The sequence below is a fragment of the Natrarchaeobaculum aegyptiacum genome (assembly GCF_002156705.1).
Lineage (GTDB): Archaea > Halobacteriota > Halobacteria > Halobacteriales > Natrialbaceae > Natrarchaeobaculum > Natrarchaeobaculum aegyptiacum.
This window is the reverse complement of record NZ_CP019893.1, coordinates 37,369-56,957: the sequence shown is the minus strand read 5'-3', so window position 1 is coordinate 56,957 and position 19,589 is coordinate 37,369. Positions and strand designations below refer to the sequence as shown.

Annotated in this window: 18 protein-coding genes and 1 tRNA gene; 6 read left to right on the top strand and 13 right to left on the bottom strand. The window is 65.6% G+C overall.

The genetic code is table 11. From position 1 onward, the window contains the following. Positions 1-126: 126 nt before the first annotated feature. Positions 127-200, bottom strand: a tRNA-Lys gene (locus tag B1756_RS00255). A gap of 205 nt (positions 201-405) precedes the next feature. Here B1756_RS00255 and B1756_RS00250 point away from each other — a divergent pair. Further along, complete coding sequence (locus tag B1756_RS00250) at positions 406-1,854, top strand: DHH family phosphoesterase (protein ID WP_086886724.1); 1,449 nt, start codon at positions 406-408, stop codon at positions 1,852-1,854. Positions 1,855-2,009: 155 nt separating this feature from the next. On the opposite strand, the gene B1756_RS00245 is transcribed toward B1756_RS00250, so the two are convergent. The 6 genes from B1756_RS00245 to B1756_RS00220 form a co-directional block, all read right to left on the bottom strand. Continuing rightward, positions 2,010-2,303: a PRC-barrel domain-containing protein gene (locus B1756_RS00245; RefSeq protein ID WP_086889970.1), complete on the bottom strand. Its 294-nt coding sequence runs from the start codon at positions 2,301-2,303 to the stop codon at positions 2,010-2,012. A gap of 95 nt (positions 2,304-2,398) precedes the next feature. Next, complete coding sequence (locus tag B1756_RS00240) at positions 2,399-3,544, bottom strand: phosphotransacetylase family protein (RefSeq protein ID WP_086886723.1); 1,146 nt, start codon at positions 3,542-3,544, stop codon at positions 2,399-2,401. Continuing rightward, a complete protein-coding gene (locus tag B1756_RS00235; protein ID WP_086889969.1) occupies positions 3,537-5,648 on the bottom strand; it encodes an acetate--CoA ligase family protein in 2,112 nt (703 codons plus the stop codon). The genes B1756_RS00240 and B1756_RS00235 overlap by 8 nt, the downstream gene beginning before the upstream one ends. 73 nt (positions 5,649-5,721) lie before the next feature. Continuing rightward, positions 5,722-6,822, bottom strand: coding sequence for a metal ABC transporter permease (locus B1756_RS00230; RefSeq protein WP_086886722.1), 1,101 nt, complete (start codon positions 6,820-6,822; stop codon positions 5,722-5,724). After that, positions 6,819-7,562 (bottom strand): metal ABC transporter ATP-binding protein, encoded by a 744-nt coding sequence (locus B1756_RS00225; protein WP_086886721.1) that lies wholly within the window; start codon positions 7,560-7,562, stop codon positions 6,819-6,821. The genes B1756_RS00230 and B1756_RS00225 overlap by 4 nt, the downstream gene beginning before the upstream one ends. 97 nt (positions 7,563-7,659) lie before the next feature. Next, entirely contained in the window at positions 7,660-9,054 is a 1,395-nt protein-coding gene (locus tag B1756_RS00220; RefSeq protein ID WP_086886720.1) for a metal ABC transporter solute-binding protein, Zn/Mn family, read from the bottom strand. 327 nt (positions 9,055-9,381) lie between these two features. Between B1756_RS00220 and B1756_RS00215 the strand changes: the two genes are divergently transcribed. Next, a complete protein-coding gene (locus B1756_RS00215) occupies positions 9,382-11,094 on the top strand; it encodes an HTTM domain-containing protein (RefSeq protein ID WP_228434424.1) in 1,713 nt (570 codons plus the stop codon). A 135-nt stretch (positions 11,095-11,229) separates the two neighbouring features. On the opposite strand, the gene B1756_RS19285 is transcribed toward B1756_RS00215, so the two are convergent. From B1756_RS19285 to deoC, 6 genes are all read right to left on the bottom strand, one after another. Further along, positions 11,230-12,054 carry a hypothetical protein gene (locus tag B1756_RS19285; RefSeq protein ID WP_161493132.1) on the bottom strand — a complete coding sequence of 275 codons (825 nt, stop codon included), beginning with the start codon at positions 12,052-12,054 and terminating at the stop codon, positions 11,230-11,232. 116 nt (positions 12,055-12,170) lie between these two features. Next, positions 12,171-12,647, bottom strand: coding sequence for a YbaK/EbsC family protein (locus B1756_RS00205; RefSeq protein ID WP_086886719.1), 477 nt, complete (start codon positions 12,645-12,647; stop codon positions 12,171-12,173). 34 nt (positions 12,648-12,681) lie between these two features. Next, positions 12,682-13,104: a DUF7988 family protein gene (locus B1756_RS00200; RefSeq protein WP_086886718.1), complete on the bottom strand. Its 423-nt coding sequence runs from the start codon at positions 13,102-13,104 to the stop codon at positions 12,682-12,684. Positions 13,105-13,168: 64 nt separating this feature from the next. Next, positions 13,169-14,293 carry a YihY/virulence factor BrkB family protein gene (locus B1756_RS00195; RefSeq protein WP_086886717.1) on the bottom strand — a complete coding sequence of 375 codons (1,125 nt, stop codon included), beginning with the start codon at positions 14,291-14,293 and terminating at the stop codon, positions 13,169-13,171. Positions 14,294-14,360: 67 nt separating this feature from the next. After that, positions 14,361-15,377 (bottom strand): carbohydrate kinase family protein, encoded by a 1,017-nt coding sequence (locus B1756_RS00190; RefSeq protein WP_086886716.1) that lies wholly within the window; start codon positions 15,375-15,377, stop codon positions 14,361-14,363. Continuing rightward, the gene (gene deoC, locus B1756_RS00185) at positions 15,374-16,048 is read right to left on the bottom strand and encodes a deoxyribose-phosphate aldolase (protein WP_086886715.1); all 675 of its coding nucleotides are present in this window, start codon (positions 16,046-16,048) and stop codon (positions 15,374-15,376) included. Before deoC ends, B1756_RS00190 begins: the two co-directional genes overlap by 4 nt. 116 nt (positions 16,049-16,164) lie before the next feature. Here deoC and B1756_RS00180 point away from each other — a divergent pair, with 116 nt between their 5' ends. The 4 genes from B1756_RS00180 to B1756_RS00165 all read left to right on the top strand — a co-directional run bounded on the left by B1756_RS00180 (position 16,165) and on the right by B1756_RS00165 (position 19,514). Beyond that, positions 16,165-17,142, top strand: coding sequence for a ribose 1,5-bisphosphate isomerase (locus tag B1756_RS00180; RefSeq protein WP_086886714.1), 978 nt, complete (start codon positions 16,165-16,167; stop codon positions 17,140-17,142). 138 nt (positions 17,143-17,280) lie between these two features. Next, entirely contained in the window at positions 17,281-18,102 is an 822-nt protein-coding gene (locus tag B1756_RS00175) for a DUF63 family protein (protein WP_086886713.1), read from the top strand. A gap of 34 nt (positions 18,103-18,136) precedes the next feature. Next, positions 18,137-19,018 carry an ATP-dependent ribose-1-phosphate kinase gene (locus tag B1756_RS00170; protein ID WP_086886712.1) on the top strand — a complete coding sequence of 294 codons (882 nt, stop codon included), beginning with the start codon at positions 18,137-18,139 and terminating at the stop codon, positions 19,016-19,018. Positions 19,019-19,181: 163 nt separating this feature from the next. Further along, on the top strand, positions 19,182-19,514 hold the full coding sequence (locus B1756_RS00165; protein ID WP_086886711.1) for a HalOD1 output domain-containing protein: 333 nt from the start codon (positions 19,182-19,184) through the stop codon (positions 19,512-19,514). The last annotated feature ends 75 nt before the right edge of the window (positions 19,515-19,589 follow it).

Sequence of the window (19,589 nt, the reverse complement as noted above, 5' to 3'; positions counted from 1 at the left end):
GGCGCGATTTGAACACACGGTCGATCGCTTCCTCGCTCACTTCGTTCGCGAAACTGCGCTCTCCCTGCGTTCAAATCGTGCCTGCCGGTTCACTCACAGGTTCGCTACGCTCACCAGTTCGTTGCACGGGCCGGGCGCGATTTGAACACGCGACCGTCTGATTAAGAGTCAGACGCTCTGCCTAACTGAGCTACCGGCCCTGTACCACGAACTTTCGGGTGGCCGCTCAAATACGTTTCCCTTGGATTCCGCCGTGCCAGAGCGGGCCACGGGCGGCTCACCACTCGAGTGTCGCGCCTACAACCGGACTCCCGGAACCGTTCGACTCGCCTGACTCGTCGCCGTGATGACGTCAGATAGGAATCTTCGGGAGCGTTAAGTGTGGTCGGGCCGACCACAGAGACAATGAGTACGGGGGTTACGATCTCGGCGATTTCTGACTACGCGATCCTTGGCTGTGGGAGCGTCGGCTACGCCGTCGCAGAGGAACTCGTCGAACAGGGCAAGGACGTCCTGATCGTCGACCGGGACGAGAGCCGGGTCGAGTCCCTGCGCGACCAGGACATGGACGCCCGGACGGCGGACATCCGCGAAACCGAGGCCGCAGACCTCGTCGCCGACCGCGACGTCATTCTCATCCTCGCCTCGGACGTCGAATCGAACAAACGGGCCGTCTCGAACATCCGCGAGACCGATCGCGACCAGTTCGTCGTCGCCCGGGCGAGCGATCCCGTCTCGGGCGACGAACTCGAGGACCTCGGCGCAGACGTCGTTATCAACCCCTCCGCAGTCATCGCCGAATCGGCGCTGCGCGCCCTCGAGTCGGGCGAACTGGAGTACAACGCGGGAATGCTCGCGTCGTTGATCGAGGAGACCTCCTCCCGGCTGGCGATCCTCACGCAGGACAGCCCTGATCCGGACTCGATCGCCTCTGCAGCAGCGTTGCAGGCCATCGCCGAGCATCTTGGCGTCGAGTCGGACGTCATCTACCTCGGCGACGTTGGCCATCAGGAGAATCGTGCGTTCGTAAACCTGCTCGGTATCGACCTCGTCCAGTGGGAGGAAATCGACGACCAGTCGGTGTACGACACCGTCGCGCTCGTCGACCACGGCACCTCGAGCGAGATCGACCTCTCGGCCGACGTGCTGATCGACCACCACGAGGCCGACACCGAGTACGAACCGGAGTTCGTCGACATCCGACCGAACATGTCCTCGACGTCGACGATCGTCACCAAGTACATCCAGGAGTTCGACGTCAACGTCTCCGAGGAGGTCGCCACGGCGCTTCTTTACGGCATTCGCGCGGAGACACTCGATTTCAAACGTGACACGACCCCCGCAGACCTCACCGCCGCAGCCTACCTCTACCCCTTCGCCAATCACGACACCCTAGAGCAGGTCGAATCCCCGTCGATGTCCCCCGAAACGCTGGACGTGCTCGCAGAAGCCATCGCCAACCGGGACGTTCAGGGGAGCCACCTCGTCTCCAACGCTGGACTCGTCCGCGACCGCGAGGCCCTGACGCAGGCGGCGAGCCACCTGCTGAACCTCGAGGGAGTCACCACCACCGCCGTCTTCGGCATCGCCGACGAGACCATCTTCCTCGCCGGCCGCTCGAAGGACATTCGCATCAACATCGGCAAGGTGCTCGAGGACGCCTACGGCGAGATGGGCGAGACCGCGGGCCACTCGACCCAGGCCAGCGCTGAGATTCCACTCGGCATCTTCACGGGAATCGAGATTTCAGACGACACGCGGGATACGCTGCTCGAATTGACCGAAGAGGCGGTCAAACGGACCCTCTTCGACGCGATGGGCGTCGACGGGTCCGAGGGATCGAACGGCTCCTGAGCGGGCCCGGATCGGGCTCGAGACGTCGTCCCCCGTCGGCCGTGGTGAACACGCCTACCGACCCCAGTCAGGACCTGAGGGTCGACGGTTCGAGGGGGCGACCTGACGATGACGAGTCACGGAAAGCGAGGAATCGAAAGCTGGTTCCGATCGACTCAGGCGACCAGTTCGTCCTGTTCTTCGTCCGGGTCGCGGACGCGCTCGACCACGTCGTTGACGAGCACGACGTCCCCGACCGCGCGAACCCAGCGGTAGGGGACGATGACGCCCTGTCCGGCTCGCGATTCGTCGCGAAACAGTTCGGAGTTGAGGCTGCCGAGCGCGAGACCGGTGACGGCTTCGCCGTTTAGGTTCAACTGGAGGTCTTCGACTTCGCCGACGAAGACGCCGCTGTTCGAGTAGACCTCGCGGCCGACGAGCGAGGTGATCTCTTGCGGAGTGTCGTCCATGTCCGACTCCATGCGCGGCTGGCTCTTAATTCTTGGTCAGACGTGACTGTCGTCAGACGCAACTGGATCGAACCGTAATCCTCGCGAAAACCGCCTTACTCGAGGATGGCGTCGACGGCGGCGTGGTCGACGAGCAGCGATTCCATCCGACCGACGGTCTCTTCGTCCTGGGTTCGTCCGCTCCGGACCACGTCTTCGGCGCGCTCGACCGTGGTGAGGGTGTCCGTCTGCACCGAGAGGATGGCGAGACCCTTCTCGGCGGCCTGTCCGAGGATCGCACCCGACGGCCGGTGGCCACCGGTGAGGATGAGACATCGAACGCCCGGGGCCTCGAGCGCCGCCGTGTGGATGTCGGCCCGATCACCGCCGGTGATGACGGCGGCGTCTCTCGTCCGGCGGAAGTGCCGCAGCGCGCTGTCGCCCCCCATCGCGCCGACTGCGAACCGGTCGACGTAGGCGTCGGTCCCCTCCTCGACGAGGAGCCGTGCACCGAGTTCGTCCGCGAGGTCGGCGACCGTCACCCCGGAGAGGTCGCGTTCGCTCGGGAGGACGCCCAGCACGTCGATCCCCCGCCCCTCGAGGAACGGGACGACGTCGGTCTCGAGCTGATCGTAGACGGCGTCGGCGACGTCGTTGAAGACGACGCCGGCGAGCCGGTCGCCGAACGCCTCGCAGGCGATCAGCACGTCGTCGACGTCACCCGGGTCGGAAAACGGTGCGATCAGGATGGCGCGGGCGTCGAACAGGTCCGCAACGTCTGGGTCGGTGAGGTCGACGAGCGCCCCCCGATCGTACCGGCCAGCGCCCTCGACGAACAGCCGGTCGCGATCAGCTGTGAGCGTCGTAAACGCCTCCTCGACCCGGTCCCGAAGCGCTGCTGGCTCTTCCCGCCCGCGGATCACCTGCTCGACGAACGTCGGCGAGTAGACGATCGGCTCCAGGTCCTGCAGGTCGTCCTCGATGCCGAGCAGTTCCTGGGCGAGCAAGGGGTCTGCGTCGAGGGTTTTCCCGACGTTACTCTGCAGACGGGTCCCCTTCGGTTTCATGTAGCCGACCCGCTCGCCTGCCTCGCGAGCGATCCCGGCCAGCGCCAGCGTGATCGCGGTCTTGCCAGTGCTCTCCTCGAGGGAGGCGACGAGGATGGCGTCGGCCATCCGGTCGGTGGTTCCGGTCTGCGATGGTGATTCAGAGTCGTCCTCGGTGCCGCTGTCTGTCGTCTCGATGTCGTTCGTATCAGTCATCGGTCTCTGTCTCGGTCTCCGTGTCCACGGTCAGTCTGAGGTCGATCGCCTGTACGCCGTCGGGGCCGGCCACGAGCGGGTTCACGTCCAGTTCGAGGATCTGCGGGAAGTCGGTCACCAGCTGTGAGAGTCGCTGGATCGTCTCGACGACGCCGTCGACGTCCGCAGGATCGCGGCCACGAGCGCCGCGCAACAGCGGTGTCGCCTGAATTTCCTCGATCATCGAGCGAGACTCGTCTTCGCCGATCGGGGCGACCCGAACCGCCGTGTCCTCGAGAATTTCGACGAAGATACCACCCAGCCCGAAGAGCAACAGCGGGCCGAACTGCGGATCGCGGTTCATCCCGACGATCGTCTCCGTCGTCCCCTCGAGGTCGATGAGTTCCTGGACCTGAACGCCGAGGACCCGCGCGTCGGGCTGGTAGGCGCGGGCTCGCGAGACCAGATCCTCGTAGGCGTCTTCGACCTCGTCGTCGGGGACGCCGATCTTGACCCCGCCGATGTCGGACTTGTGGGAGATGTCCGGGCTGACGATCTTCATCACGACGTCGCCATCGATCGTCTCCGCGAGTTCACGTGCGTGGGCCGGATCGTCGACGACCTCGCCGTCTGGCGTTGGGATACCGTAGGCCTCGAGGAGGTCCATCGACTCGATGCCGAGTCGGTTATCGACCCGGTCGTCGGCCCGGGCAAGGATCTCTCGCGCCCGGTCGCGGTCGACGTCGAACGTTTCGGGCTCGTCGCGCTCGCGTCGCCTGACGTCCCTGAACCGCGCGAGGGCGTCGAGGCCGGTCACCGCTCGTGAGGGATCGAAGTAGTTCGGGATACCGAACTCCCGGAGCACTTCCTCGGCCGCCCGGGCGCGCTGGCCGCCCATCAGGGAGGTGACGACCGGCTTCTCGTGAGTTTGCTGGGCCTCGATCACCACCTCGGCGAGCCGGTCGTACGTGAGGGTGGCCGTCGGCGCACTGACGACGATCGCGCTGTCTACGTTCGGATCCTCGAGGACGATCTCGAGCGCCGTGGCGAAACGACCAGTATCTGCGTCGCCGAGTGCGTCGATCGGGTTGTAGACGTTCGCCTCGTCGGGCAAGGCCGCTTCGAGCCGATCGATCGTCTCGTCTGTGAAGGTTGCCATCTCGAGGTAAGAGTCACCGACCGCGTCCGTCGTGAGGACGCCCGGCCCGCCCGCGTTGGTAACGACTGCAACGCCGTCTCCGTCGGGCACCGGCAGGCCGGCCAGCGCTCGCGCGGTGTCGAACAGTTCCTGGACGGAGTGAGCCCGGAGGACGCCGGCCTGCTCGAGGCCGGCCTCGTAGGCCTGCTCGCTGCCAGCGATCGCGCCCGTGTGCGAGGACGCAGCCTGCGCGCCGGCGTCGGTTCGGCCCGACTTCACGAGGACGATCGGCGTCTCGTCGGTGACGTCGCGGGCCGTGCGGACGAACTCGGCGCCGTCGTCGATCCCCTCGAGGTAGCCGATGACGACGTCGGTGTCCGGATCCGCCCCCCAGGCGTCCACGAAGTCGCCCTCGTCGAGGACGGCCTTGTTGCCGAGTGAGACGACGTCACGGAAGCCGATTCCCTGTTCGTTCGCCCAGTCGAGCACGGCCGTGATGAACGCCCCCGACTGACTCATAAACGAGATCGAGCCCTCGCGGGCGTTCTCGGGGCCGAACGTGGCGTTCATCCCGACCGGAGTCGACATGATCCCGAGGCTGTTCGGGCCGACGACGTTCAGGTCGTACGCGTCGGCCAGCTCGCGTAACTCCCGTTCGCGTCTGGCACCCTCGCTTCCGGTCTCTGCGAACCCGGCGGTAATGACCACGACGTGTTCGGTGCCAGCCTCACCGACGTCCTCGATCGCCTCGAGGACGGCCGGTGGCGGTACGACGACCACGGCGAGGTCGACCGGTGGGGCGCTCGAGACGTCCGGGTAGCACTCGAGGCCCAGCAACTCGTCCTGTCCGGGATTGATCGGAACGACGTCACCGTCGAAATCAGCCCGGAGGTTCTCGAGAATCGCTCGTCCGACGGCGCCCTCGCGGTCGGTCGCGCCGACGACGGCGACGGTCTCGGGAGCAAAGAGGTCGGATACCCGTCCCATCGAATCTGGGTTCACCGCGTGTCAGGATAAAGGCCCCTCCCGTTCCCGGGTGCGGGGAGTGACCTCTCGACGATCAGTGCATCGAGATCGCCGTCGATCGGCCAGAAAACGCGATCGCCAGGAGGTAAAAGCCGATCGCAACCACGACGATCGCCCCACCGGGGGGAAGACTCGCAGCGATCGAGAACGCGAGGCCGCCGAGGATCGCGATCTGGCCGAAGATAATCGAGAGGTACAGCGTCTCCCGGAAGCTGTGGGCGAGCTGTGAGGCGGTTGCAACCGGGATCACGAGCATCGCGGCGACGAGGATCACGCCAAGAATTTGCATGGCACCGACGACGACCACCGCAGTCATGACGATCAACAGGGTGTTGTACCGGTCGACGTTCAGCCGTGCGACGCGAGCGGCCTGTTCGTCGAACGTGATGAAGAGCAGCTGTTTGTAGGTAACGGCGACGACGGCGACGACAGCGACGGTGAGGACAGCGACCATCCGTGCTCCCTCGACGGTGACGATCGCGAGGCTCCCGAACAGGAACCCCTCGATGTCGATCGCCATCGCGGCGAAGTCACGACCCCAGCTGATGAGTAACGTGCCGACGGCAAAGCTCCCGCTCAGGACGATTGCGATGGGGACGTCTCCGTAGGTGTTGGTCCGGTCGGTCAGCCGCTGGAGACCGATCGCTCCGAGCGCGCTGACGACGAGTGCGACGAGCAGCAGCGAACCGTGCCAGCCCGTAACGGCGATAAACAGGAGGCCAACTGCGACGCCCGCAAACGCCGTGTGGGCCAGCGTTTCACCGATGAGCGCCATCTGGCGGTGCACAAGGTAGGTCCCGACCAGCGGTGCGACGATCCCGATGAGGACGCCCGTCGCGATCGCCCGCCACATGAACGGGTGACGGAAGACGTTCGTCCCGAGGTATACGTCCATCCAGGCCCCCACGATCCGGAACTGCTCGAAGGCCACTGCCGCGTAGGGACCGACCGCGGCCCACTCTGGCGCAAACCGGAGCCAGTCGAGGAGGATGAAGCCGATCATCAGGGTCGCGAGCAGCCCCGTCACGACGATGCCGCCGAACTCGAGTCGTTCCCGCGTCGAGTCGCCGAGGAACCACGCGAGGCGGCTACTGCTTCGCTCGACTTGCTCCTCGGTTCGTGTATCCAGGCTCATGGGTGGTCGTGTTCGACGACGCCGTGGGCCGCGCCGTAGGCCTCCGCTAACGCGTCGCTCTCGAGGAACGAGACGGTATCTCCGTGGTGGTACAGTTCCGTGTTGATACAGGCGATCTTGTTCACGTGTCTGGTCAGGACGTCGATATCGTGTTCGATGAGGATGATCGTGATTCCCCGCCGGTTGAGGTCGTCGAGCAGGCCGTAGAACTGATCGCGGGATTCGGCGTCGACGCCGACGGTGGGTTCGTCGAGTGCGAGCAGATCGGCCTCGGAGGCGAGTGCCCGCGCGATAAACGCACGCTGTCGCTGTCCACCCGAGAGCTGGTTGATCCGCCGACCGGCAAGGTCCGCGACGCCGACGGTCTCGAGGGCCTCCTCGACGATCCGGTGATCCTCGTCGCTCAGTCGCGAATGGCCGACGTGTGCGAACCGGCCCATCGTCACCGCCTCGCGAACGGTAATCGGCATCGTCCCGCCTCTGTCGGTCGAGCGCTGGGCGACGTAGCCGATGCGCTGGCCATCCTCGAACTCCTGGGCCGGTTCACCGAACAGCTCGACGGTGCCGTGATCTGGCTGCTGGAGGCCGAGCATGAGATGCAATAACGTCGTCTTGCCCGAACCGTTCGGGCCGATAAGCCCGAGGAAGTCTCCCTGCTCGACGGACAGCGATATGTCATCGATGGCGAGTTTTTCGCCGTAGGCAAACGAAACGTGCTCGACGGTGACGACCTGACTCACGGTGATCCTACTGGATTCTCGAGTGCCGACCGGTTTAGTTCTTCTATCTGGCGTCGGTGACCGACGGTGGCAGTGGTGCAGTGAAGCCGTGAGGTCATTACTCGTGGACACCCAGCGCCTTCTCGAGCGAGGGAATGTTCACTTCTTCCATCTGTTCGACCCAGCCCCAGCCCTGGTCGGCCCACTCGTGGGTCGTTCCCTCGGCTGGAGTGAGCGGTTCGGCGTTGGTTGCGGGGCTGTTCTCCAACAGCATTCGGGCTGCGCTCGGCATCTGTTCGTCGTCCGGCGCCTCGAACGGGTCGTAGAGAATCGTGTCGATGTCGTGTTCCTCGACGACATCGATCATGTCGGCGACGTCGTCGAGGGACTCGGCGGCGTCGGGTGTGATGCCCACTGGCGTGTGTAACTCGAAATCGTACCGTCGTTCGACGTACTGGAACGAATCGTGGGCGACGAACACGGCGACGTCGCGCTCGGCGTTCTCTGTGAGTTCCTCGAACTGTCTGTCGATGTCGGCGAGGCGGTTCTTGTAATCCTCGGCGTTTGCGGCGTAGACGTCGGCGTTGTCCGGGTCGACGTCGGCGAGGCCATCTGCGATAGTGTCGACCATCCGCTGTGCGAGAACGGGATCGACCCAGGTGTGTGGATCGTGGAACTCCCCAGCACCGCCGTCGACCTCCTCGACGACGTCGATGCTCATCGGGGCTGCGTCGGTGTCGTAGACGACCTCGTTCTCGTGTCGAAGCTCGAAGACGATCTCCGTTGCCCCCGTCTCGTGACCGATCAACGAGACCGAATCGCCGTGAGACTCGATTTCGAGAACGTCATCGGGTGCTCCCGCTGCCAGCCGCGCGTCGAACTGAAACGCCTCGTTGGGACCGAGCGGGACGACACGCTCCCGGTTGTCCCTGAAGACCGCCCCGATCGGGACGCTGTCGTCGACGGGAACGTCGGGGACACCGCCGTGCCAGTGATCGATGTGCCAGTACCCCAGCTGGTCGTTCGATCGGAGGTCGTAGAAGTCGAAGCGGTCTCGAGAAACGTCGTCGGGATCGAACTCGTGGTCGTGGTCGGGTTCAGGCAGCGCATCGTCCTCGCCACCGTCGAACGGGATGAGGTACGGCCCCATCCCCTCGAGACCGTCGATAACTTCGACTTCGCCCTCGTAGTCCCGTTCGAGGTCCGCGACGACGTCCTGTGCCCAGGCAAACTCCGGCGTGTCGAGATAAACGAAGACCTTGCTCGAGGCGATTTCCGGGGCGAGGTTGCCGTCGGGCTCCCAGCCGTGACCCATCTCCCCCGTGTCGACGGGATTTTCGAACTCGATCTCGTCGCCTGCGACCTGGTTAGCCCAGTCCCAGAGTGCGAAGAACGCGGCGTATCCACCCTCGCCGCTCCCGCTCTCCAGAGGGTCGCTCAGACAGCCGGCGAGCGTCCCGAGCGTAACAGCTCCAGCACCGGTCGTGAGGACTGATCGCCGTGTGAAATCCATATCGGTAGCTGGCGGCGCTCCGTTAAAAGTATTATTATTTAACTCTCTCTATTTAATAATTCGTGGCGGTGACAGGAGTCTGTCCTAGCAACCTGGTCAGTGCCTGTCGATCTCGTCGTCCGGTTCCATGGCATAGTACCAACTGCGACGAGTTACACACCGATCGTCGATCCGTCTGACGATCAGGTGTGCACTGACGTGCAGTGGCTAGTATAGCTCGATGGCGGCCCATCTGTCGTCTCTCCCGGGGCCGAGTTGCGTACGAAGTCACCCTCTCGAGACGTCCAGTCTCCTCCGTGGCGTCCTATCGACTATCGAGAACGGAGTTTGATAGCGTTCTCGAGGGCAGTTCCCTCGTTATTCAGGGTCTCCGCCAACATCGGCACGATATTAAACCCGTCGTTGGAATTAATACCCAACTCGTCCGGTAACGCTCACCGGGTGTCAATCGTGAACCGCAGGACACGCCCGTCTCTCGCTCGACTCGCCGTCTCTGCCCGTGAGTACGTTCTCGATTGCTTCCGCATCGACGCTCGGTCACTCGCAGTATTCCGGATCCTCGTCGGAGTACTCATCGTTGCCGACGTGTTCCTCCGGGCCCGAAACTTCTCGTTTTACTACACCGACGGCGGCGTCGTTACACAGAGAGTCGCACGGGAGAACACGCCAGAGTACGCCATCTCGGTATATTATCTCACGAGCGACCCCTCACTCATCGCCGGGCTACTGGGGTTGCAGGTACTGTTCGCGCTGGCTCTGATCGTGGGTTATCGGACTCGAACAGCCACAATTCTATCGTTTCTGTTCGTCGTCTCACTCGATCACCACAACCCGTTCGTCCTCAGCTATGCGGACACCCTGTTTCGTCTGTTGCTCTTCTGGGCGATCTTTCTCCCCCTCGGTGAGCGCTGGTCGGTCGACGCCGTCCATGCCGATCGCGTACCACGACGGTCTGTCGTGGGTGTTGCATCGGCTCTCGCGCTCGGGCAGATGGTCTTCATGTACGTCCTCAACGGGGTTCACAAGAGCGAATCCGCGTTATGGCGAAGCGGGGAGGCCGCGCCGCTCGTGTTCGGTATCGACGAAATGACGTTCCTCCTCGGGGACGTTCTCCGTGAGTTCCCGACGCTTCTGACCTACGGTGGGATGCTGTGGTTCTACATGCTGTTGGGGGGCTGGTTGCTCGTCGCTCTCCGTGGCCGTCTACGACTCCCGCTGCTTGTGCTTTTCGTCGGTGGTCACCTCTCGTTCGCACTCACGGTCCGGATCGGCGCGTTCGCATACGTCGCACTGGCTGGTCTCGCGTTGTTCGTGCCAGCGGCCTTTTGGCAGGACGGTCGCCGTCTGTGCCGACGCCTCGGCGTCGATCCCGTCGAGGTCGTTCCCTGGGAAACGTTGCGACGGGTCGCTCGGTCACTCCCGGACCGACAGCTTGGACCCGAACGGTTCGATGTCCTGAAGCGTGTCGTCGCCACTGTGACACTCGCGCTGGTCGTCGTCGCACTTGGGATGATCGTCGCGGTCCTCGTGCTCAACGCTGGCGCGATCGTCGACGACGGGAGTTACGACCAGCATCGACTCAATCACGAGGTCGCGGAGACGCCGGGCGGCGAGTACGTGCATATGACCGCAGAAAGTCTCGGCATCGTCCAGCCAGAGTGGAGCGTCTTTGCTCCCCAGCCACGGACGACCGACCGATACTACGTCTTCGGTGCGCAGACGACCGACGGGGATCGCCTCGACGTCTTCAACGACAGGGAGTTCACCTGGGACCGACCAGACGCCCAGCTCCAGACACAGCACGATACGTACCGCCAACGGTTTTTCATGAACAGCGTGCGACGGTCGGGGCCTGACGACGAACTACCCGCGAATTTCGGCGACCACATCTGTACCGTCTACGCCGACGAACACGACGTCGAACTCTCGCACATCAGGATGTTCGAGGTCACAGAGGAGATTACGCTGGATACCCTCGACCGGCCGACAGACCGCGAAACCGATACCGAGCACATCTATCGACACACCTGCAGCGACTGACATCCGGTCGCACCCAGACACCGACCCGCCCGTCTGTCCCAGTGCATCCGCGACCCGCATTGCGGTTTCGCAGGGACGCCAACACGGGGATTCAGTGTCACCCCTCGAGTCGGTAGAAAAGTCGACGAGCGACGATTACTGGTCGGCGCTGAGCCGAAGAACGGCACGTCCGTCGTGGAGTTCGACGACCGAGTACTCTTCTATGTAGTCACACTCGTCGACGTGGTCGGTCTCGTACTCGACGTGCCCGTCGACGACTTCGATTGCGCCGGCGACGTCGGAGAAGAACGCGAAGGTTCCGTTGTCGTGATCGTGGTCGTGGTCGTGGTCGTCGTGATCGTGGTCGTCGTGATCGTGGTCGTCGTGATCGTGGTCGTCGTGATCGTGGTCGTCGTGGTCGTGGTCGTCGTGGTCGTCGTGGTCGTGGTCGTCGTGATCGTGGTCGTCGACCTCGAAGATGACGTACCCTTCTCCGCCGTCGAGGGCAACGTCGAACGGCTGGTGCGTGTCGGAGATCGTTGGCGCGTCGTCTTCATCACCACCGGCCGAAAGGGGTTCTCGTTCGTCGAACTCCATGTGGCCGCAGGCGTGGTCGATCTCGTGTTCGCTCAGGCCGTGGTCGTCGTGGTCGTGGTCGTCGTGGTCGTGGTCGTCGTGATCGTGGTCGTCGTGGTCGTGGTCGTCGTGGTCGTGGTCGTCGTGATCGTGGTCGTCGTGATCGTGGTCGTCGTGGTCGTGACCGTGACCACCGGCACTTTCGACGAGCAACGTAACGGTCGACTCGCCCGTCTCCGTTCCGTCGGCGTCAGCGGAGTCGTCGTCTCCATCATCAGCTGCCGCCCCCGCATCGTCGGCTGGCTCGTCTTCACCATCGAGACAACCAGCCACCCCGAGCACCGATAGCGAACCGGACGTCGCGAGCACCTTCCGCCGCGTCAACGTATTCTGATCGATCGACATTGTTAGTCTGTGGTGGGAAAGTGCGATGGGTTGGTAATCAAACTGTCGATGTTAACAACGGAATACGCGGCTCACGACCGCACATCGCCGGCCCGCCCGAAATCGGCGGCCGCGTGTTACCTCGACACAACGGCGGGTTCAGCATCGGCATACCTGCACAGCCGTTCGGGATCGATCGGGAACACGGCTTCCGGCGTTCCCGCCGCAGCCCAGACGGTCTCGAACTCGAGCAGCGTCTCGTCGATCACGACGGGAATCGATCGATCGTGACAGAACGGCGGGACACCACCGATCGACCAGCCAACCGCCTCGCGGATGCGGTCCGGATCGGCCATCGAGACCTCGTCACTGCTGGCGTCGAAGGCCGCCCCGAGCGCCGTTTCGTCGACTCGATTCGCGCCGCTGGTGACCGAAACGACCAGCGAGCCGTCGACGTCGAACACCAGCGAACTCGCGATCTGTGCGACGTCACAGCCAACCGCCGCGGCAGCGTCCTCGGCGGTCTTCGTCCCCTCGGGAAACTCCTCGACGTCCGGTTCGAAGTCGTACTCTTCGCGTGTGCGCTCGGCGAACGCTGCTGCGCGTGCGTGCATCGCCGGGTCGTTTCGACCGGCACGGCAAAAACGTTCACCCCAGACTGACGGTCAGTCGGAGGTCGTCCCGTCGCCGGTAGGTCGGTGGGTCGTCGGCCCCCGGGTGCCGGACCACCTCGAAGGCGTCGAATCGAATCACGAGCCGCCCCATCTCGAGCGTCGCCCGGAGTACCGGTCCGCGGCTCGTGACGACGACGTACGGCGGTGCGGCGACCGGCGGCGCTCGAAGGTGACCACCTGCCGCCTCGACGGCGTCGGCGAGCACTCCCGGAAGCTGCTCGAGTGTGCCGGTCGCCTCGAGTGCTGCGGACATGGGGTCGGTGACGTCCTCGCGCGCTCTCGTGTCGGCGTCGTCCCAGGCGGCGGCGACGGCGTCGGCACATCGTTCGACCTCGCCGATAACGTCGTCGTGGTCCTCGAGAATGCGGGCGCGAGCGTTCCGGACGGGATACGACACGGGCTGTGGCTGTGCGCGCACGCTACTACAATGTCTCGACTTTCACCCGATACCGTTCCAGCGATCACTCCCGCTCGACCGACCCGACACGAACGTGACGGACGTGCGCGAGCGCGTTCTGGAGCGACCGTCGCCAGCTCGGGGACTCCCGCCGATTACGCTCCCGCCGGAGTCGCTCGTTCTCCCGTTCGAGGTCCCGAACCGTCGACTCGAGGTCGTCGACCCGGTCCTCGAGTCGGTAGCGTCGCGAGCGCTGGGCCCGAACGTCGTTACGCAAGAGGTCGCGTTCGCGCTCGAGGCGTTCTGTTCGGGTACTGAGCCGTTCGCGTACCTGGTCGTCGTCGACGAACGGTTCGCGGTCCGGATCGGCTATCGACTCTGCCTCGTCCTCGTCGTCGCTCGGCTCGAGGTGGCCGGTTCCCACGGCGTTGACGACGCCGCCAGCGAGCAACACGAGGGCACCGAAGTAGAGCCACGTGAGCAACAGGAGAATGCCACCGATCGGGCCGGCGGCGTCGGAATCGGCGGCGAAGCCGACGTAGACCCGAAAGAGCGACTGGAGGGCCATCCAGCCGACGGCGGCGACGAGCACGCCGGGGAGTACCTGTCTGGGCGAGACGTCGACGTCGGGGAAGACGTAGTACATCGGGAAAAACGCGAGCACGAGGACGACGACGAGGATCGAAGACTGGACGACGCCGTCGAAAGGGAACGCCGGGACGAACGCGAATGCGATTCCCGCGGCCGCGGCCGCGAGCAGGGCACCGCCGATCGCACCGAAGACGATCAGGGCGTCGAGCAGGTCGCGGACGAACGAGCCGTCGTCCGTCGGCCCGAAGATCTCCGAGAATGCGGTGTCGAGCCCCCTGAAGATCTTCAGCGAACCCCAGAGCAGGACGACGACCCCGAGCAGCGTCGATCCCGCAGTCGCCGGCGAATCCGTGATCGCTTCCTCGATGAGGAGCTGCCCGCTCTCGGGGAGCATACCCTCGGTCGTCTCGGTCACCGACGCGGCGAACTGCTCGTCGCCGACGATCGTCACCAGAAAGAACACGAGTACGAGCAACGGGAGCAACGAAATAAACGCCTGATAGGCGATGCTCGCGGCCATGAACGGGACGTTCGTCTCCTGTACGCCGTCGACGACGCGTTTGCCGAATCCGAGTGCGTCCCGGACGCTGGTGGCCATACAACCACGAGCGGACCGAGCCCGGTTAGGCTGGCTGCTTGCACCGGCCGAGCGGTGATCCGGCCGGTCAGCGACCCTCGAGCATCGAGTCGACCGCCTCGCGGGTGGGCAACGCGGCCATCGCCCCGGCAGCGGTGGTCGCCGTCGCCGCGACCGCGTTCGCGAACGCCAGAGACGACTCGAGTGGCCGTCCCTCGAACAGGGCAGCGATGGAACCGGCGAGGAAGGCGTCGCCCGCGCCCGTCGTGTCGACGACCTCGGCCGGGTATCCGCGGTGGTCGACGATAGCCGGCGATTCGCCCGTGGCGTTCCACGGTGCCCGCTCGGACGCGACGGCGACGGCACCATCACCGCCGCGAGTGACGAGCACCGTGTGTGGGCCCTCACCTCCGCACTCGCTCCCGTCGCCTTTCCCGTCCGAAAACGCCAGAGCGTCGCGTGCGATCTCCTCGGGTCGCACCTCGCCGTCGCCGAACCCGAGCGCCTCGAGTTCCTCGACGGTGGCCTTCCAGACGTCGACGTGGGCGAGGGCCTCACGGCAGACAGTGCGGAAGGTCTCCTCGTCGGGCCAGAGTTCCGCTCGCGCGTTCGGATCGAACGAGACCGTACAGTCTGCCGCGGCCGCCCGCGCGAGCAGGTCGAGCGTCGCTTCGCGCGACCGACCGCTCGAGAGCGCCACGCCGCCTGCGTGGACCCACTCGAGGTCCGCGAGCGTCTCGTCGGGGACCCGGCCCGGTTCCATGCGCGTGTCCGCGGTGTCGTCCCGGTAGAAGGTGAACGCCCGGTCGCCCGCGGCGTCGTGGGTGACGAACGCGAGCGTCGTCTTCGCGTCGGGGTCGCGCTCGAGGAACCGGTCGGGGAGGTCGTGGCTTTCGAGCACCCCCTCGAGGTACCGGCCGAATGGATCGGTCCCGACGCGCGTCCAGAACAGCGGTGGCCGCTCGAGCTTTGCGAGCGCGACGGCGACGTTCGCCGGCGCGCCGCCGGGTCGCCGGTCGAACCCGGAGACGTCCGCGAGCGGTCCCGGCCGCCCGGGCAGGAAGTCGATCAGCGTCTCGCCTGCGACGAGGATATCCTCGGTCACGGCTCCGGTGCCCCCTCGAGAATGGCGACGCCACTCGAGGCACCGATGCGCTCGGCGCCCGCCTCGAGCATTGCCATCGCCCGGTCGTAGCTGCCGATGCCGCCGCTGGCCTTGACGGGAAGGTACTCGCTCATCAGTTCGACGTCGGCGATCGTCGCGCCGGGAGTTGCGTCGTCGTCGACGCGCGCTGCGGCGTTCGGATCGGCGAACCCCGTCGCGGTCTTGACCATCGTCGCGTCCGCTGCGACGGCGGCCTCGCAGGCCCGGTGGAGTTCATCGTCGGTGAGCAGCGGTGCCTCGACGATGACCTTCACCGGTACCGGAACGGCGGCGACCAGTTCCGCGAGTTCCGCCCGGACGCGGTCGTCTTCGCCGGCTTTCAGGAGGCCGACGTTGACCACGACGTCGAGTTCGTCAGCGCCCGCCTTCCAGGCGAGGACACCTTCGCGGCGCTTCACGTCGTGGTCGTGCTGTCCGTGGGGGAACCCGACGACCGTGGCGATCGTCACGTCCGGTGCCTGCCGGGCGGCCGACTCGACCGCAAACGGCGGGATGCAGGCGTTCATCCCGTACTCGGCGGCCTCCCCGAGGACTCGCTGGACGTCTGCGGGGGTCGTCTCGGGCCCGAGAACGGTATGATCGATCAGCGGGGCGAGGTCGCTCTGGTCCATGGCGGAGAGAGTTTCCGGGAGGGCAAAAATCCGATCGATCGTTCGCTTCCCCGGTCGCACTTCCCAGTTCGTCGACCGCCCGATCGTTTTTCACCGCTCGGCGGGAATGCCACCCCATGGCACCAGCTGACGCCCGCGTCGACCCGGCCGTCGAGGAGACCGCGCGGGCGATCGCCGAGATGGAGATTCGCGGTGCCGCGGCGATCGCCGACGCGGCTGCCGAGGCACTCGCTACCCAGGCGAGACAGACGGACGCCGGCAGTCCCGAGGCGTTTCGCGCGGCGCTCCGCCGGGCTGCACGGACCCTCTACGAGACGCGACCGACCGCGGTGAGCCTCCCGAACGCCCTCCGGTACGTCCTCCACGGGATGGAGGGGACGACCGTCTCGGACCTCCGGTCGTCTACGATCGCACACGCCGAGGAGTTCCGCACCGATCTCGAGCAGGCCCAGTCTCGCCTCGGGGAGGTCGGCGCCAACCGACTGCGCGACGGCGACGTCGTCCTCACGCACTGTCACTCGACCGACGCCCTCGCCTGCGTCGAGGCCGCCCTCGAGGAGGGAAAGGAAATCGAGGCCATCGTCAAGGAGACCCGGCCCCGCAAGCAGGGTCACATCACCGCCCGCGAGTTGCGCGAGTGGGGCGTCCCGGTGTCGCTCGTCGTCGACAACGCTGCCCGGCGGTCGCTCGAGCGGGCCGATCACGTCCTCGTCGGTGCCGACAGCATCGCCGCCGACGGCAGCGTGGTCAACAAGATCGGCACCAGCGGGCTGGCAGTGATGGCCCGCGAGCGCGGCGTGCCCGTGGTGGTCGCCGCCCAGACGATCAAACTGCATCCGGACACGATGACCGGTCACACCGTCGAGATCGAGCGACGCGCCGAATCCGAAGTCCTCTCGGACGAAGAACGCGCCGAGATCGTCGGCGAGAGCGATCCAGACGGGCTGACCGTCGAGAACCCGGCGTTCGACGTCACGCCACCGCGACACGTCGACGCGATCGTGACAGAACGCGGGCAGTTCCCACCCGAGAGCATCGTCGTCCTCATGCGCGAACTGTTCGGCCACTCGACCGGCGAGCCCTGGCGACCCTGACCGCGGGCGACTCGAGCAAACTCACGGATCCGGCCGGCCTCGAGCACCCCTGCAACGCTCGTTTTTTCACTCGAGGGCCTAACAGTAACCCCAACCGCAACCGAAACGTGTTAGTCACTGGTCCCGACCAGTAGGACCATGGTCCTTCCAGAGGGGTTCGTGCTGCCACCGTGGTACCTTCTCGGGCCCACGCTCGTGATCCTCGGTGGGGTGGTCGCGTTCCTGTGGTCGCTCGACCCGCCGGTGACCGACCGGACGGTGCTCGCGTTTACGCCGTGGATGATGTTCGGATCGACGTTGCACGTCTTGCACCGGCTCGAGGCCTATCCGCCGGAGATCGCCATCATGTTCGCGACGCCGAGCGTTTACCTCGTCTCCGCGGTCGTCGCCGGCCTCGCCTGGATCGGCGGCATCCTGCTTCACGCCGCTGGACTCCAGCCGACGATCGAGCGGTTCCTCGGTATCACCGGGACCGGCTTCTTCGTCGTCTTCGCGATGTTCGCGATCGTGACGAGCCTCGAGGTCGGCACGTTCCAGCCGTTCTGGCCGGTCATCGCGACCGTCGTCGCCGGTATCGTCACTGCGCTCGCGTGGCTCGCCCTCGGCCTCTGGTTCACCGACGTCGCCGCCACGACCGGCGTCACCGGCGCCATCGTCGTCTTCGGGCACGCCCTCGACGGCGTCACGACCGCCGTCGGCTACGACGTCCTCGGCGCACACGAGGAGGTCCCGCTCTCTCGGCTCGTCCTCGAGACTGCCGGGGGACTGCCGACCGCCGAGTACGTCGGTGCTGGCTGGCTGTTCGTCCTCGTGAAGGTCGTGCTCGCGCTGGTCGTACTGGGGCTCTTCCGTGAGTTCGTCAGGGAAGCCCCCCGGCAGGCGAGGCTGCTGCTTGCGTTCATCGCCGCCGTCGGTCTCGGCCCCGGCGTCCACAACGTCTTGCTCTTCATGGTCGGCTAGATTTTTCCCCTGCCCGGCCGTTACTCGAAGTCGAATGGTCACCGTGCTCACCGCCGGCCACGTCAACTGGGACGTGACCCTGCGCGTCGACCGGTTGCCCGCTCCCGACGGCGAGTCACGAATTCGCTCGCGACACCAGTCCGGCGGCGGCAGCGCCGCCAACGTCGCCGCGGCGCTCGCCGCCCTCGAGGTCGACACTGCCCTCGTCGGGAGCGTCGGCGACGACGACCACGGACTGCTCGCCCGCCGCGAACTCGAGCGCACCGGCGTCGACCTCGAGGGCGTTCGGACGGTCGAAGGCGGCGAGACGGCGGTGAAATACCTGCTCGTCGACGACGGCGGCGAAGTCGCGATCCTCGGCGGGAACGGTGACAACGAAGCGATCAGACCGTCGCAGGTCGATCCCGATCGAGTGCAGTCGGCCGACCACGTCCACCTGACGAGTCAACGGCCGGAGACGGCCGCTCGAATCGCGACGCTCGCTCGCGAGGCTGGCGTGACGGTCAGTTTCGATCCCGGGCGCCGGGTCGCAGACCGGCAGTACGACGAGGTCCTGGCAGCCAGCGACGTGATCTTCGCCAACGGAAACGAGGTGACAGCCCTGTTCGACGGCGAGTACGTCGACTCGCCGTACGCCGACCGCGTGGTCGTCGAGAAACGCGGCAGCGACGGCGCAGTGGTCCATTCACCGTCTGGAACCTGCGAGCACGCCGGATTCGACGTCGACCCCGTCGACACCGCGGGCGCGGGCGACGCCTTCGCCGCCGGTTTCATCGCGGTCAGGATCGACGGCGGTGGATTCGAGCGCGCACTCGAGTACGCAAACGCCTGTGGCGCACTCGCGGCACGACGAACGGGGACCCAGCACGTTCCCAGCGTGGACCGCGTCGGGGCGTTTCTCGAGTCTCGATGGTGACATTATGTCGTGCGACGTCACACCACATTTCACGGTAGATAGTGGGGTTAAGGGCCGCCTACCGACCGGAATCCGGTTCTCATCAGGTGTCGTCTGACGGTAACTATATGAGTCGGGACGTTGGTCACACAGATAGCACGTCACGGCGACGTGACTGAGAGACATGACGGAAGGAAGGATCTGTGACTCCAATGGGCGCCCGGCCGGTCAGCGCGTCCGCTACGATCGTTCGAAGGGAGAATCGCCCAGTATCGCCGTCGCCACCGCCCTCGCCGAGTACCGTCAGGAAGACGTCCTCGGCTCGAGCGTCCCCCTCTACGACCACGTGGATCCGGAAGCCCTCGACGCGTTCTTTACGAACTCACGAAGCGGCGTCGAGACACCGACCGAGGCTGCGCGCGGAACCGACCGATCGGTTCGGCGTGTCGAGTTCGTCGTCGACGACGCACTGGTCAGGGTCGAGTCAGGCACGGTCGAGATCTGCCCGCTCGAGTGAGCGGTTGCGAACGGGGGCGAGGAGCACGCGACGTGGGGAGAACCGGGTGCGGGCGACGGTCCCCGCCCCCGCCGT